The organism is Actinocrispum sp. NPDC049592 (assembly GCF_040675465.1).
Lineage (GTDB): Bacteria > Actinomycetota > Actinomycetes > Mycobacteriales > Pseudonocardiaceae > Kibdelosporangium.
In genome coordinates this window covers 589,506-604,070 of the sequence record NZ_JBFAPA010000002.1, presented here as the reverse complement: position 1 = coordinate 604,070, position 14,565 = coordinate 589,506, and the positions used below count along the sequence as shown (strand labels likewise).

At 68.2% G+C, this 14,565-nt stretch carries 14 protein-coding genes; 5 read left to right on the top strand and 9 right to left on the bottom strand.

Features of this window, described 5'->3' with window-relative positions:
- The first annotated feature begins 54 nt into the window (after positions 1-54).
- Together AB0J95_RS09475 and AB0J95_RS09470 are read left to right on the top strand one after the other, a co-directional pair.
- Positions 55-768, top strand: a complete 714-nt coding sequence (locus AB0J95_RS09475; RefSeq protein ID WP_364754717.1) for an NAD(P)-dependent oxidoreductase — start codon at positions 55-57, stop codon at positions 766-768.
- Positions 769-1,152: 384 nt separating this feature from the next.
- A complete protein-coding gene (locus AB0J95_RS09470) occupies positions 1,153-2,406 on the top strand; it encodes a DUF222 domain-containing protein (RefSeq protein ID WP_364754714.1) in 1,254 nt (417 codons plus the stop codon).
- Positions 2,407-2,558: 152 nt separating this feature from the next.
- On the opposite strand, the gene AB0J95_RS09465 is transcribed toward AB0J95_RS09470, so the two are convergent.
- From AB0J95_RS09465 to AB0J95_RS09455, 3 genes are all read right to left on the bottom strand, one after another.
- Positions 2,559-3,953 (bottom strand): High-affinity nickel-transporter, encoded by a 1,395-nt coding sequence (locus tag AB0J95_RS09465; protein WP_364754712.1) that lies wholly within the window; start codon positions 3,951-3,953, stop codon positions 2,559-2,561.
- Positions 3,950-5,284 carry a tetratricopeptide repeat protein gene (locus tag AB0J95_RS09460; protein ID WP_364754709.1) on the bottom strand — a complete coding sequence of 445 codons (1,335 nt, stop codon included), beginning with the start codon at positions 5,282-5,284 and terminating at the stop codon, positions 3,950-3,952. The genes AB0J95_RS09465 and AB0J95_RS09460 overlap by 4 nt, the downstream gene beginning before the upstream one ends.
- A 71-nt stretch (positions 5,285-5,355) precedes the next feature.
- The gene (locus AB0J95_RS09455; protein WP_364754706.1) at positions 5,356-6,954 is read right to left on the bottom strand and encodes a DUF4331 domain-containing protein; all 1,599 of its coding nucleotides are present in this window, start codon (positions 6,952-6,954) and stop codon (positions 5,356-5,358) included.
- Positions 6,955-7,209: 255 nt separating this feature from the next.
- Here AB0J95_RS09455 and AB0J95_RS09450 point away from each other — a divergent pair, with 255 nt between their 5' ends.
- A complete protein-coding gene (locus AB0J95_RS09450) occupies positions 7,210-7,872 on the top strand; it encodes a C39 family peptidase (protein ID WP_364754704.1) in 663 nt (220 codons plus the stop codon).
- Here the strand turns inward: AB0J95_RS09450 and AB0J95_RS09445 are convergent.
- From AB0J95_RS09445 to AB0J95_RS09435, 3 genes are all read right to left on the bottom strand, one after another.
- Positions 7,844-8,824: a helix-turn-helix domain-containing protein gene (locus AB0J95_RS09445; protein ID WP_364754701.1), complete on the bottom strand. Its 981-nt coding sequence runs from the start codon at positions 8,822-8,824 to the stop codon at positions 7,844-7,846. The genes AB0J95_RS09450 and AB0J95_RS09445 overlap by 29 nt on opposite strands.
- A 124-nt stretch (positions 8,825-8,948) precedes the next feature.
- Positions 8,949-9,380, bottom strand: coding sequence for a DUF4383 domain-containing protein (locus AB0J95_RS09440; RefSeq protein ID WP_364754698.1), 432 nt, complete (start codon positions 9,378-9,380; stop codon positions 8,949-8,951).
- A gap of 235 nt (positions 9,381-9,615) precedes the next feature.
- Positions 9,616-10,197, bottom strand: a complete 582-nt coding sequence (locus AB0J95_RS09435; RefSeq protein WP_364754696.1) for a carboxymuconolactone decarboxylase family protein — start codon at positions 10,195-10,197, stop codon at positions 9,616-9,618.
- Positions 10,198-10,263: 66 nt separating this feature from the next.
- On the opposite strand from AB0J95_RS09435, the gene AB0J95_RS09430 reads away from it, so the two are divergent.
- Entirely contained in the window at positions 10,264-10,926 is a 663-nt protein-coding gene (locus AB0J95_RS09430; protein ID WP_364754694.1) for a TetR/AcrR family transcriptional regulator, read from the top strand.
- Positions 10,927-11,069: 143 nt separating this feature from the next.
- Here the strand turns inward: AB0J95_RS09430 and AB0J95_RS09425 are convergent, their stop codons facing one another.
- A complete protein-coding gene (locus AB0J95_RS09425) occupies positions 11,070-11,507 on the bottom strand; it encodes a MarR family transcriptional regulator (RefSeq protein ID WP_364754691.1) in 438 nt (145 codons plus the stop codon).
- A 129-nt stretch (positions 11,508-11,636) separates the two neighbouring features.
- On the opposite strand from AB0J95_RS09425, the gene AB0J95_RS09420 reads away from it, so the two are divergent.
- Entirely contained in the window at positions 11,637-12,797 is a 1,161-nt protein-coding gene (locus AB0J95_RS09420; protein ID WP_364754688.1) for an MFS transporter, read from the top strand.
- Here the strand turns inward: AB0J95_RS09420 and AB0J95_RS09415 are convergent.
- The gene (locus AB0J95_RS09415) at positions 12,756-13,610 is read right to left on the bottom strand and encodes an amidohydrolase family protein (protein ID WP_364754686.1); all 855 of its coding nucleotides are present in this window, start codon (positions 13,608-13,610) and stop codon (positions 12,756-12,758) included. The two genes, AB0J95_RS09420 and AB0J95_RS09415, sit on opposite strands and share 42 nt — an antisense overlap.
- Positions 13,600-14,562 carry an aldo/keto reductase gene (locus AB0J95_RS09410; protein ID WP_364754683.1) on the bottom strand — a complete coding sequence of 321 codons (963 nt, stop codon included), beginning with the start codon at positions 14,560-14,562 and terminating at the stop codon, positions 13,600-13,602. The genes AB0J95_RS09415 and AB0J95_RS09410 overlap by 11 nt, the downstream gene beginning before the upstream one ends.
- Between the last annotated feature and the right edge of the window lie 3 nt (positions 14,563-14,565).

Sequence of the window (14,565 nt, the reverse complement as noted above, 5' to 3'; positions counted from 1 at the left end):
ACCAAAGGTACTCGCGCCGGATACCCTGGGTTTGATCCCCTGCGAGAGGTTCAGATGCTCATCGTGACCGGCGGCCTCGGCCGGGTGGCGTCCGTGCTGCGGCCCGCCCTGCCAGTGGACACCCGGCTGGTGGACGTGCGGCCCGGCGCGAACCAGTTGGACCTGGCCGACCCCCGGCAGGCCGCCGAGGCGGTGCGCGGCGCCGACGCGGTCCTCCACCTGGCGGCGAATCCCAGCCCGGGACAGGACTGGGATTCGGCTTACCGGAGCACTGTTGCCGTCACCGAGGTCCTGTTGCGGGCGTGTGGAGATCGGGTGCCGCGGATTGTGCTGGCCAGTTCGGTGCATGCGATGGGGCTGTACCACCGGGCTGGCCGGGAGTTGATTGGTCCGGAGTGGACTCCCGCGCCGTGCTGTGCCTATGGGGAGGGGAAAGTTGCTGTCGAGCAGCTTGGCCGGGAGCATGCCGAGCGGTATGGCGTTTCGGTGATCTGCCTTCGGCTGGGGTCTACTGGGTATCCGGATGCTGGGCCGCGGTTCGCCGACATGCGGTTGTCGGATCGGGACGCTCGGCGTCTCGTGTTGGCGGCGCTGACCGCTGATGTGCGGTTTGGTGTCTACTTCGGAGTTTCCGCGAACACTCCGGCGCGTTGGGACATCAGCAATGCGCGCGCCGAACTGGGTTACGAGCCTGTTGATGACAGCGCGCTGCTTGATGTGCCGGAAGACGAGCCTTACGAGTTTCCGAACTGTCGCTTGTTCGGGTAGTGGGCTTCAGGCTGGTGTTGGCGCCGACCTCAGGGTGGGTGGAAGAGCGCTCGCCGCGCGGCAGCGCCACCCAGAGGGGGTTCAGGGCCGTGCCCTGTCCCTCCGGTATGGCCTGCCCGGAGGGAATCACATCTGTCAAGTGGGGCCGGGTTTCCGGCGGGGTGCCGGTCCGTATGGCTTGGGTGGGTGGTTGCTTTGGATTGGCGGACCGACGTTTGGTTTTTGGCCCCCACTTGACAGATGCGATTGCGCAAGCGCCAGGCCATACCGGAGGGACAGGGCACGAAGGCGAGGTCTGTTGCGCTTCGCGTTGACGGGTCACCCACATCGGTGACGGCCTTGCGCAGCACTGAAATCGCGGGTTGTGCCCGGTATTGTGGAGCTATGCAAGGCAGTGGAAACCATTGGGGTAAAACAAAAGAAGAGATCGTGGCTGCCCTGCAGGACGTTGAGGCGCAGGGTCGGCGGATCGAGTACACCGGGCTGGAGTTGGTGGCCTACCTGAACAATCAGGGCCTCGCCAACGACCTCGGCTACTCCAACCCCGCCGCGCTGCTCGTGCACGCGCTGCGGATCTCGCCCAAGGAAGCCAAACGCCGCCTCGCGCAGGCCGAAGCGCTGTTCCCCAGCATCACCCCCACTGGCTCCATCATCGAGCCCGCCCTGCCCGCAACCTCCGATGCCATGGCTGCCGGAGACCTCGGCTCCGAAGCCGTGGACGTCATCCGCAAGACCCTCAAGGACTTGCCCGATCTGGAGCCCGAGAAGCTCGCTCTGGCCGAGTCCACCATGGTCGCCCAAGCCGCCGAGGACGACCCCAACGCCCTGGCCCGCTTCGGCACCCGGGTGCGCAACATCGTCGATCCCGATGGCCCACCCCCGCCCGATCCGGAACCCAAGCAGCCCGACCGGATGCTGCACATCCGCGCCCGTCGGGATGGTGGCCTTGACTTCCGCGGCCACCTGCCCGCTGAAGACGCCCATCTGCTGCACCCGGTGATCAAGAAGGGCGAGCAGCGCCCCACCGACCGCGCCGACGACCGCAGTCAGGCCGAGCGCACCGCTGATGCGTTCGTGGAGACCCTGCGCATGGCAGCCCAGTGCCCATCCCAGCCCAAGAGGAACGGGCTGCGCACGCCGGTCGCCATCACCATCTCCTATGCGGACCTGCTGCGGGACCTCGACGACCGCATCCTCGTCGGCCCCGACACCTACCTCACCGCCCGCGAAGCCCGCCGCATCGCCTGCGACAGCCACCTGTTCCCCGCCGTGCTGGGCAGCAAATCCGAACCGCTCGACATCGGCGTCAGCTCCTACACCGTCCCCGCCCACATCCGCCGCGCCTTGATCCTCCGGGATGGTGGCTGCGCCTTCCCCAGCTGCGGTGCACCCGCCAGCGCCTGCGACGCCCACCACATCATCCACTGGCGCAACCACGGCCCCACCAAAATCGACAACCTCGTCCTGCTCTGCCCCCACCATCACCGGTTGGTGCACCGCAGCGACTGGACCATCCAGATGCTCAACCGCACCCCACAGTTCATCCCACCCGCCTACATCGACCCGCACCGCCGCCCGCGAACCAACTCCGCCCGAAGACCACCACAACCACCAACACCCCTGCCCACCGCCGCATAACCCCAGGGACCCCGCCATCCCTGGGTCAGAGGGATGCCCGCAGGAGGCACAGAGCGCGGTTCGGTTTTACGTGGGCGGCGGCCTGAGCCAACAGGTGATCGGGCGCGGCCCTCAAGCCCGCACCCCAACCCACGAAGCCCCTAAAGGGCCCGCTAGCCCAGTGCCGCCCGGATGGTCAGCCCGACGCCCACGATCAGCACGAGGCCTGCGGTCAACAGGGGTGCGGCGGCGATCACTCGTTGCACGACTCCATTCGACACGGTGAACCGGTCGAACCGGTCGCGGAACTTCACCAGCAGCAACCCGGCGGCGGTGAGCATTCCGGCCATGCCGATGCCGTACGCCAACACCAGGAGGATGCCGAACCAGGTCCGTCCCAACGCCACAGCGCCCAGCAGAACCACCAGAGCCGAAGGACTCGGTACCAGGCCACCGGCCACGCCCATGCCGATCAGGCTCCCCCGCCCGAACCGCTGACCGTGTCCGTGCCCATGACCATGTCCATGACCGTGCCCATGCCCATGCCCGTGACCGTGGCCATGGCCCGCGCCGACCAGGGCAGGTTCACGCTTGCGCACGGCGGACCGCAGCAACACCAGACCGATCCCGGCGATCAGCAGCCCGCTGCCGATCCCCAACCAGCGCAACACACTTTCCCCGGCCAGCGCGCTGGACACACTCAACAACAACCCCAGGACCAAAACCCCGGCGGTATGCGTCAAAGTCACCGTTGCCCCAACGACAACGGCGTCCTTGGCTGTCCCCCGGCGGCCCACGAGGTAGGCAGCGATCACGGTTTTGCCGTGACCGGGCAGGGCCGCGTGCGAAGCGCCGAGCACCAAGGCCAGCAACACCGCGAGCATGCCGATCAAAGGTGTCAGCTCGCGGCGGCCCACGAAGTCGGCCAGGGCAAGCGAAGCCTTGTCCAGCAAGCCCGCGCTGCCGCCGGTCGGGGCGATGGCGCTGTTGGATGTGCTCACGCCCGGTTCGGCTCGCAGCTCGACGCTCCGGACGTCCAAGGGGCTCGCCAGGAGGTCGTCTGGGTACTTGCGCAGCTCGTTCGACACCGAGGTCGCCGGAACCGGGGAGTCCAGGCGGACACCGGTGCCTACCGCGGTGATCTCGTGCCAGCCCACGCGGTCCGCGCGGAACGAGTCCGCGAAGGACACCGTGACCGGCTTGGTGATGGTCACCGGCGCGGACAGCTGACAGGTCAGCCGGGTGGTGGGCAGATCCGCCTGACCCTTGACCTGCTCCACAGTGGACGACACGACCGAGTACTGCACCGTCTGGTTGTCCACGGTGGACCTGACGGATCCCGCGAGCTGCCCGCACTGGGAACCGGCGTCGAGCCGGCCTTCCTGCAGCGTCGGGATCTCGGCGAGGTCGACGATCGAGGTCACGTCGATCCGGTCGGTGTGGATCGACAGGCCGTTGTAGTGGTTGACGCTGAAGTTCCCCAGCGGGTGCGCATGCGCCTTCCCGGGGAACAGGAAGGCGGGGACCAGCAGCGCGGCCACGATCCCGGCCCGGGCAACGAACTTCATCGACCACTCCGCAGTTCGGCCAGCTTCCGCTTCGCGATACCGGCCTGCGAGACGGAGAAGTGGGGGTTGGTGTCCACCGCCTGGGCCAGGAACTGCTCCGCCTCGCCCGTCCGGCCCAGCGCCAGCAGGATCATCCCCCGGTGGTAGGCGAAAGTCGCGTTGTGCCAGCCCAGCGCGGCGGCCTTCTCCGCGTAGGGCAACGCTTCGGCGTCCCGGCCGTTGACGTGCAACGCCCACGCCATGGCGTCGGCGACCAGAACGCTCTGCCGGCGGCCCCATTCGGCGGTCGCGCGGGCCAGCGCCTCGGTGGGCGAACCATGGTCCGCGGCAACGAGAGCGGCGGTGAGGTCGTCGGTCGCGCCCTGGGACTCCATCAGCTTCTGTTGCTGGGCCAGGATCATGAACTGCTTGTCCGCCTCGTCCTTCCGGCCCGACGCCTCGAGCACCTCGGCGTACTCGGTGAGGTACTGCGGCAACGGGGCCCGCGAAACGAGAAGGCGATACGCACCAACCGCCTTTTCGTAGTCACCGCGGGCCGCGGCGATCTTGGCCGCGCCCTCGGTCAGCGCGGGGTCGTACGGAACCAGCGCGAGCCCTTGCGTGTACTGCTTGTCCGCCTCGTCGAGGTTGCCGGAGTTGAACGCCAGCTCGCCCAGGTAGTAGCGGCAGAACGCGATCTCGTCGGGCGCCCCGGCGGCGCCCAGCGCCCGCTCCATCGCGGCCTTGGCCTCGATGTCCATCCCGTGCGTCTCGAAGTAGTACGAGGCCCGGGTGAACGAGGTCACGTTCGGCTTGAGGTCCAGCATCTTCTGCACCGCGTCCTTGGACCCGGCGTCGTCGCCCAGCTGTGTCAACGCATCCGCGAGCACGCCATAGCCCTCGGCGGTCGGGGACGTTGTGACAGCCCGGGTTCCCCACATGCGGGCGGTGGTGAAGTCGTGCCGCGCGTTGGCCAGCATCCCCATGCCGATCATGCCCTGGGGGTTGTCCGGCTCCAGCTGCATCGCCTTGTCCAGCGCGCCTTGGGCTTTCAGGTAGTACGTCGGGTCGACGGTGATCCGCGCCAGCTCGACGTAGCCAGAACCGAGCTGCGCCCACCCACCCGCGTCCTGGGGCAGGCGGCGCAGCCGGTTCTGCATGGAGGCCACCGACGCCGTCAACCGGTCGTGCTGGGTCGGGTTGGCTCCCGAAGGAGCCGCGACGACCGGCGACGGCTGTCCTGAGTAGACGGTGACCGACAGGATCGTGGCGATCCCGAGGAGCAGCGCCGCCACCGGCCACCACCGGCGCAGACCGGTGGCCTCGGGTTCCAGGAACGGCGGTTCGAGCACGGAGCCCACTCCTCGGGGATCGCCGTAGGCGCGGCTCACGCGGCCGCGCCTACGGGCATCGATTCGGACACTCACCAGGGACGGTTACTGCGGTGGCGGGCCTTGGTCGGGCGCTTGCGCCACAGGTAGACCGCGCCGCCCAGCAGCACCAGGGCCCCGATCGCGCCACCGACCAGCGCACCGGCCGGCAGGTCGGGCAGGATCGACGACTTCTTCTCGACCTGGGCCTGCTGCACCGCGTTGGTGTTCACGGCCTGGTTGTTCGGCACCGCCACGTACGGGAAGCGCTGCTCGAAGGCGACGTCGTTGGCGTCCACCTTGTCGCCGGTGGCCAGGGCGTCGACGAGCTTGCCGGACTGGGCCGCGCCTTCCATGGCCTGGATGGCGATGTCGACCACGTCGTCGGTGAGCCGGCGGCCGTTCGGGAACCCTTGCAGGTCACCGGCGAGCACCCCGAGCCGGTTGGGCTGGGCGGTCGGCATGACGCCCATGTTGAGCCGCAGCATCTCCGAGGCGGCGAACCGGTTGGCGTCCACATCGGCGTTGTTCAGCTGCGAGTTGAGGTCCGCCTTGATCGGGCCGCCCGCCTTGGTGGTGACACCCGTCAGGAAGATCTCCTTCAGGTCGTCCCGGGGCGTGTCCGGCGCCTTGATCTTGTAGATCTGCTCGATCAGCTTCGGCAGCTCGGGGTTGACCACCCGGTCCACCAGCGCCTTGACGTTGCGGTCCTGCTCGGGCTTGAGCGCGTTGAACGCGTCCTTCAGGCCCGCGGGCGAGACGACCTCGTTGACCAGCGGGTTGCCCAGCCGGGAGACCTGGACGAAGTCGCCCTCGGGGCTGGCCTTGCCGGGCGAGAGCTTCAGCGACTGCCGCTCGGTGTCGCTCCAGATGCCGATCACCGGGTTGCGCTTCGGGTCGCCCTTGACCGCCAGCAGGTGCGAGGGGATCTGCAGTGCGATCGTGTTGACGTTGTAGCCGCGCAGGGTGTCCTGGCCGACCTCGGACAGGTTCCCGCCGTACAGCAGGTCGAACACCCGCAGGTCGGCGAAGAAGGCGTCGTCGGACGGACCGGCGTAGCTCACGCCGTAGCCGCCGATCTTGGTGATCGCCTGGTCGCGCAGCAGCCGGAAGTCCGGCATGGACGCGGGGCCGACGTTCGAGGGCGCCACGCGGGCGTTCTGCACCAGGTAGCGCGAGCCGCCGTGCTCGTCGAACAGCTGGATCGAGTAGTTCTGCCGGAACAGCAGGTTGTCGTCGTTGATCGACGTGACCTGGCCGTTGTTGTACAGGAACGTGTTGTTCTTGCGCCGGTCATCGGTGGAGAAGGTGTACCGGAAGACGAGGTCCGCCTTGGCATCCCCATCGTTGTCGATGTTGATGTCGTAGTGCGCGTCGGTCGCGAACGGGTAGAAGTTCGGACCGCCGTTCGGCTCCTGGAAGCCGAAGAAGTTCGCCACGATGGTGGTCGTGTCGTGCTTGTCCGGACTCACGAACGCGTACAGGTCCGTGTTGTCCACTGTGGGGTCCGCCGCGATCAGCGGTGCCTCACGGTGGCTGGAAGCGCCGGCCGGACCGGGGACCAACCCGCCCACCAACGCCACTCCCGCCGCGAGCACTGCGGCGGCCGCACGTGACCTGCGCGGAACACGTGCCGTCTGCGGTTTTGACATAACCATCCTCATGGGCGGTTACGCGCCTCGTCCCTCCCAGGACACCTCTTATACGGAGCTGTGCGTGATCCGGATCGGTCCTGGCCGGAATTTTTTTCGCGACCCGGCCTGCGTCACTCTGTGTGACTACGGTTCTACGGAGCGGCGTCGGCGAGCTGGCGGTTTCCGGCACCGTTGAATCCCGTTGCGACACAGTGATCGGCGGCCGGACGATCGGTGCCGGATTCCTCCCCTGTGTAAGTAAGGAACCGTCCCATGCGCCTGAAAGCCCTGGCTTGCGCCGCCCTTGTCCTGTCCGGACTGGTCACCACGCCGCTCGTGGCGGCCGCCGACACCAAGTTCGTCGTCACCCCACCGGACTTCGTCCGCGCGATGCCCGCACCGGCGAAAGTCGAGGGTGTCAGCACGATGGCCGTGCTCAACATCTCCTACCAGGTGCAGCAGACCGGGTACTGGTGCGGGCCGGCCGCCACCCGCATCGCGATCTCCGCCCGGACCGGCAACATCCCTAGCCAGGCGACCCTCGCCGCGCAGCTGGGCACCACCCAGAACGGCACCGACTACATCGGACAGGTCACCAGGGTGCTCAACGCCGACCTCGGCACCGGCTGGTACGAGACGAAGAACATGCCCAACGACCCGCCCACCCAGGCGCAGCGCGACCTGCTGTGGCGCGACGTCGTGCTGGACATCAACAACGGCTGGGCGATCGTGGCCAACATCGTGGCCCCGCCGAACAACCACCCGCCGGGCTACCCGAACTACACGATCTACCACTACTTCACCGTGATCGGGTACGACTCGTCGGACATGACGGTGAAGATCGCCGACCCGGCCAGCTTCGGCGGCCACCAGATCTACTGGCTCACCTTCAACCAGCTGGCCACGCTCATCCCGCCGAAGGGCTACTCGGCCTGAGCAGTGCGGCTCCCTTTGTGGACAGTGTGTGCACCGCACAACCGTTGCTGTGTTTGGTGATCACCAACCCGGCCTGCCTGAGCACGGTCGCGTGCTGAGAGGCCCCCGCCGGTGATGTCCGTGCCTCGCGGGCAAGTTCGGTCGTGTTCAGGCCGGGCTTGTCCGCGATGGTGCGCAGTACGGTGGCTCGCGTGCGGCCGAGCAGGGCGATGAGCGACTTCTGGTCGGGCGCCCCGGGCCTCGCGGAGACCCAGCCCAGGTCCGGGGTCACCGGGTAGACCAGCACCGGCCGCAGCGACGGGTTCGCGAACGTCATCGACGTCTGCCAGCAGAAGAACGACGGCACCAGCACCAGCCCACGGCCGTCCAGGTACAGGTCCTGGTCGACCGGATAGCCGACCTCCAGTACCGGCGCGCGCCACCGCACCGACGGGTGCAACGTGCGCAGCGCGTGTTCCAGGCCGTGCGCCATCACCACTTCCGTGCGCCGGGTCCATTCCTCGCGGATGTGCGCGCGGAACACCTCCGTGTACGGCTGCAGCGCCGTCGCGTGGTACCGGCGAATGGTGTCCGCGAGCAGGCGCAGCATCCGCGGCTCCCCCGCCGCCAGCGGCCGTACCCACCCGGGCAACGGTGTCTGCTCGGCGAGACGGCTCAGCTCGCTGTGCAGCGTCTGGCGACGGGTGCTCAGCAGGGCCTCCAGGCCGACCTCCAGGTCGGCGCTGTCCACCGCCGGGGTGAGGAAGTCCGGCGAATAGCCCTTCGGCGGCGCCAACGTGGTCAGGATGTCGCTCAACGCCGGGCGGGCGCGCCGCCGCCACTGGCCGAACACCACGTCGCCGTGCCGCGTCTGCAACAGGTGCAGGCTCAGCAGCACCTCCCAGAGCGGCAGCGGCTCGGGCCGGATCCGGACCCTGGTCAGGTCCTCCGGGGTGAAATGGACGCGCAGCACCACGACCCCCTTGCGCCGGCCACTGCTGTGACCGGCCCATGGTCGCACCTGGTCAGCGCGCTGTCACCCATCCGGGGAATTTCCCACCCGCGGCGGCGACCCGCCGCGGCCGCACCGTCTGTCCTCAGTGGACCTCGGTGCGGCTGTGCTCCCGGACGGCGGTGGCGAGCACACCGAGTACCACCGCGGTGACGAGGTGCAAGATGTTGTCGCCCCAAGTGATCGACAGCGGATCGATAGCATTCCCCCGCACCAGTATGGCGATCACACCGTAAACGGTCACTAACGCGAACCCGATGGCGGCGCACGCCGTGATCAGCCTGGACTTGGGGAAGGTGAAGCCGCCCACCAGGGTTATCCCGCCGAGCAGGACGTTGATGAAGTTGTGCACGGTGCTCACGCCGAACACGCCCCACAGCAGATCGGGCGGGTTCCCGCCGCGCAGGTCACCGCCGACCGTGCTGTTGTCGCTGATCTGGATGAACCCGAACAGCGCGAACACCAGGTAGCACAGTCCAATCGCGATCACCAGGTAGCCAAGCTTGCGATGTGCCATGAAGATCGGGTACCCAGTGCAACGCAGGTCACACTCCGCCGCCGGAACACCGGGCGGGCCCCGGGAGTTGAACAGGATGATCGGTGCGGACCGTGTCCCCGGGCCTCACCACTAGCCATCAGGGAATACCAGGTCAAGCTGGAGCCCTCATGCGCCACTCGCCGAGAGGCGACCGCCGCACCGGTCACAGCCCACCCCCGGCTCGCGTCCTCCCCCCTCCGCGGCCGGGGGTGGCCTATACCCGGGCCAGCAAGGCATTGAGCGCGTGCCACGCCTCCCACACCCGCGTGAGGCCGAACTGCGCCGAGAACCGCAGCACCGCCCTCAGATCCTCATGCGTGGCACCGGCTCGCAGCGCACGGCCGACATGAGCACGGAACGTGTCGCCCAAAGTCTGGTAGTGGATGTCGATGCTCATCGTGACGAAAGCACGTTCCCGCTCGGTGAGCCCCGGAGTCAGACGGTTCAGATCCGACTGCAGGATCACGTACTCGGCGAACCACGGATCGATCTGCCTCACCTGCGCTTGAACCTCAGCGGGCAGGGCAGGCGGACCCGTTGGCCGCTCAACAGGTTCAGGGTCGTCCCCCACCTCCCGGACCAGACGCTCGACCTTGGAATAACCAGCGTCGTAGGCGATGAACGCCAGCAGCCGCCGAACATCCTCTTTGGACACCCCAGCATGCTCCCCCAGCGGCACTCCCAGACACACATCCGCGGTCAGCCGCAGGAACACCTTCTCCCGCGCGGTCAACTCGGCGATCCCGTCCATCATCTCGCCCGTGATGGCCAGCTTCTCAGCGAACAACTCGACCACTCCTTAAATGAACAGCTGTAGCGCTACGACTGTAGCGTGACACCTGTTCGGCTACAATCCCCTTCCGTGAACCGCCGCCGCCCCAATGCACGCGGACAGGGCGAGCTGCTGCGCGCCGACATCATCGACGCCGCCATGCGGATGCTCGACGAACTGGCCGACGACGAGGCCCTGTCGCTGCGCGCGGTCGCACGCGAGGTATCGATCGCCGCCACCTCGGTCTACCTGCACTTCCCCGACCGCGACGCCCTGGTCCTAGCGGTCATGCAGCAGTGCCAGCACGAACTGGTCACCAACGGCGACACAGCCGAAACAGCCGCCTCACCAGACCCAGCCGCACAACTACGAGCGCGCATCCTCGCCCAGGTCGCCTGGGCCGAGTCCCACCCCGGCCTCTACAAAGTGCTCCACGAGAGTCAGGTCCACCGCCGCCTCGGCGCGCCGTTCAAGGAAACGCTCATCGCCAGGACCCGGACCGCCATTCAACGCTGCATGGACGCAGGCATCGCCCCACCCGACGACGCCGCCACCGTCACCATCGACCTACGCACTGCCGTCAACGGCATGCTTTCCCAACGCATCAACGAACCCGACCTCCCCTGGCCCCCACCCACAGAGCAGCTCGACAGGTTCCTCACCAAACTCGTCGGCCTCCCGCCCTCACCACCGCAGGAAACAGACCAGACCAAGGGACCCCGGGGCGCCAGCCCTACCCAAAGGCCCAGGTAGGCAGGCGCCCCATAAGAACGCGACTCACTCGCGCCCGCGAATGATCACCGGTTCGAACTCGTCGTCATCAAAAGTCTCGTCATGCTCGGACTCAGCCATGTCCTCATAGTGACCCAGGCCACTTAAGCCCAAGTCAAGCCGAGCTAGAGCCGCGCCAGCGCATCCACCAGCGGAGCCAGCTCCGGCAGTTTCGCCGCCTCCCGCAATGCCTCCTCCAGCGTCGCATCGTGCACCGGCCGCGCCTCAGCCAGCAGCGAATGCCCCGCAGCGGTCACCTCGGTGTAGATCCCGCGCCGGTCATCCGGACACAGGTACCGGCTCAACAGCCCACGGTTCTCCATCCGGGTCACCAGCCGCGTCGTAGCCGACTGCGACAGCACCACCGCGCGCGACAGCTGGTTCATCCGCATGTGCCAGCCATCCTGACGCGCCAGCACGTCCAGCACGCTGTACTCGCTCACCGACAGGCCGTGGGACTTCTGCAGCGCCCTCTCCAGGGCGTCCTCCAGCGAGGCGTGCAGCGCGGCGAGGGTGCGCCAGCCTTGGGCGCGGGCCTCCGCGGCGTCGTCGTCCAGTGACACGGTTCACCACTCCCCTGCTTGCGTGCCGGAGACCCAGCCAGCATCATGAGGCTTGTGCAATTACCCGCGTCTGCAACTATCGCGCTCGCCGGTAATTGCGCTTAGGACGAGTCTACCTGGAGAGACGAAATGCCTGCCGCTTTGCTCGCATTGGCCATCGGCGCCTTCGGCATCGGCACCACCGAGTTCGTGATCATGGGACTGCTGCCGGACGTCGCCGCCACGTTCACCGTGTCCATCCCGACCGCAGGCCTGCTCATCTCGGGCTACGCGCTCGGCGTGACGGTCGGCGCGCCCATCCTGACCGGCCTGGGGTCGCGCTGGTCCCGCAAGAAGCTGCTGCTCGGGCTGATGACCCTGTTCATCGCGGGCAACGTCCTGTCCGCGGTCGCGCCGACGTACGGGCTGATGATGGCCGGACGCCTGGTCGCGTCGCTCAACCACGGCGCGTTCTTCGGGGTCGGGGCGGTGGTCGCGGCCAGCCTGGTCACGGAGGCCAGGAAGGCCAGCGCGATCGCGTTGATGTTCACCGGCCTGACCGTGGCCAACGTCCTCGGCGTCCCGCTGGGCACCGCGCTCGGGCACGCGTTCGGCTGGCGCTCGACGTTCTGGGCGGTCGCCGGGCTCGGCGTGATCGGGTTCGCCGGGATCCTCGCCCTGGTCCCGGACCTCAAGGCCGACGAGAACCCCCACGTCCGCAAGGAACTCGCGGTGTTCCGCCGCCCGCAAGTCTGGCTCGCGCTGCTGACCACGTCGCTCGGCTGGGCCGGGATCTTCGCCAGCTTCACCTACATCGCGCCGATGATGACCGGGGTCGCGGGCTTCTCCGAGGGCATGGTCACCTGGCTGCTGGTGATCTTCGGGCTCGGCCTGGTCGCCGGCAACCTGCTCGGCGGCAAGCTCGCCGACCGCAGCCTGATGCCCGCCATGTACGGGTCGCTGGGGGCGCTGGCCATCGTGCTGCTGCTGTTCACCTTCACAGCACACGGTCAGGTCACCGCGGCGATCACGCTGGTTCTGTTCGGTGTGGCCGGGTTCGCGACCGTAGCGCCCCTGCAAACCCGCGTGCTGAGCAAGGCCGAAGGCGCGCCCGCGATGGCGAGCGCGGCCAACATCGGCGCGTTCAACCTGGGCAACGCGGCCGGCGCCTGGCTCGGTGGCCTGGCGATCGACGGCGGCCTCGGCTACACCGCGCCGAACTGGATCGGCGCGCTGCTCGCCCTGGCCGGACTGGGTGTCGCCCTCTGCTCAGGCGCCCTGGACCGGCGCCCCCAGCTGGTACACGCGTGACGCGGTGCCGCCGAACACCTCGGCCTGCTCGACCAGGGTCAGGCCCGAGGTGAGCTCCTCGGCGGCGCCCACCACGTCCGCGTACGAACCGGCCAGCAGGCACACCGGCCAGTCCGAGCCGAACATCAGCCGCGACGGCCCGAACGCGTCCAGTACGACGTCGGCGTACGGCTTGAGCCCATCGACTGTCCACTGTGTCCAGTCGGCCTCGGTGACCAGGCCGGACAGCTTGCAAACGACGTTCTCGAAGCCGGCCAGCTCGCGGATCGCGGTGGCCCACGGCTCCAGCGAACCCGACGCGATCGGCGGCTTGGCACAGTGGTCCAGCACGAAGGGCGCGTCCGGGAACGCGGCGACCGTCTCCACCGCGGCCGGGATCTGCTGCGGCAGGATCAGCAGCTCGTACAGCAGCCCGGCCTCGAACACCGCTGCCAGGCCGCGTTGCACGTCGTCACGGCACAGCCAGCGCGGATCCGGTTCGCCCTGGACCTGGTGGCGGATCCCGCGCAACCACTCCCCACCCGGCCCGGCCTTGAGTTTCGCCAGGTCCTCGGCGACCGACGGCTGGGTCAGGTCGACCCAGCCGGTGACCGCGCCGATCAGCTCGGTCGCGTCGGCGACCGCCAGGAACTCGGGCGTCTCCTCGGCCACCGTAATGGTCTGGACCAGTACGGTCCGGTCGAACCCGATGGTCGCCGCGCCGAGGTTGGCGACATCGAAGTTCCGCCGGATCACCGACATCGAGACCGGGTCGATCCAGTCCTGGTCCCGGACCGAGAGGTCCCACAAGTGGTGGTGCGCGTCAACCCGCATCCAGCAACCCTTCCGCGCGCAGGTCGTCCCAGAGCCCCTCGGGCACCGGCTTGGCGAACAGCTCGGCGTTCCGGACCGCCTGCCCGGCCGACTTCACGCCGAGCACGACCGACGCGGTGGTCGGATGCCGAAGCACGAACTGTACTGCCGCCTGCGGAAGTGTGACGCCGTGTCGTTCACACACGGCCGCGATGCGTTGCGCCTTCTGGATCAACTCGGCCGGCGCGTCCGCGTAGTTGTACTTCGCGTTGTCCGGGATCTCCGGCCGCGCGAGCAGGCCGGAGTTGAACACGCCAGCCTCCAGGATCGACACCCCGCGTTCCTGGCACAACGGCAGGAACTCGTCGGCGGCGGTCTGTTCCAGCAGCGTGTACCGCCCGGCCAGCATGACCACGTCGATCGAGGTCTCCCGGACGAACCGGGCGGGCATCTGCCACTGGTTCATCCCGACACCGATCGCGCCGACCACGCCCTGCGAGCGAAGCTCGTCCAGCGCCGGGAACCCTTCGCTGGAAGCCTGTTCCCAGTGGTCGTCCGGGTCGTGGATGAGCAGCACGTCCACCCGGTCCACGCCCAGACGGTCCAAAGAGGACTCCAGCGAACGGAGTACGCCGTCGCGGCTGTAGTCCATGATCCGCCGGAACTCACGCGGCACCGCGAACCCGTTGTCCAGGTCCAGTCCCTCACCGTCGAACGGCTCGAGCACCCGCCCGACCTTGGTGGAGATCACGTACTCGTCGCGGGGCACCCCGGCCAGGAACCGGCCCAGCCGCCGTTCGGACAGGCCAAGACCGTAGTGCGGGGCGGTGTCGAAGTACCGCACGCCCGCGTCCCAGCAGGCCTGCAGCGCGCCCTGCGCGTCCGCGTCGGTGACCTCGTTGTACAGGTTGCCGATCCCGGCCCCGCCGAAGCCGAACGTGGAGACGTCGACGTCGGTGCTACCCAGCTTCATCCG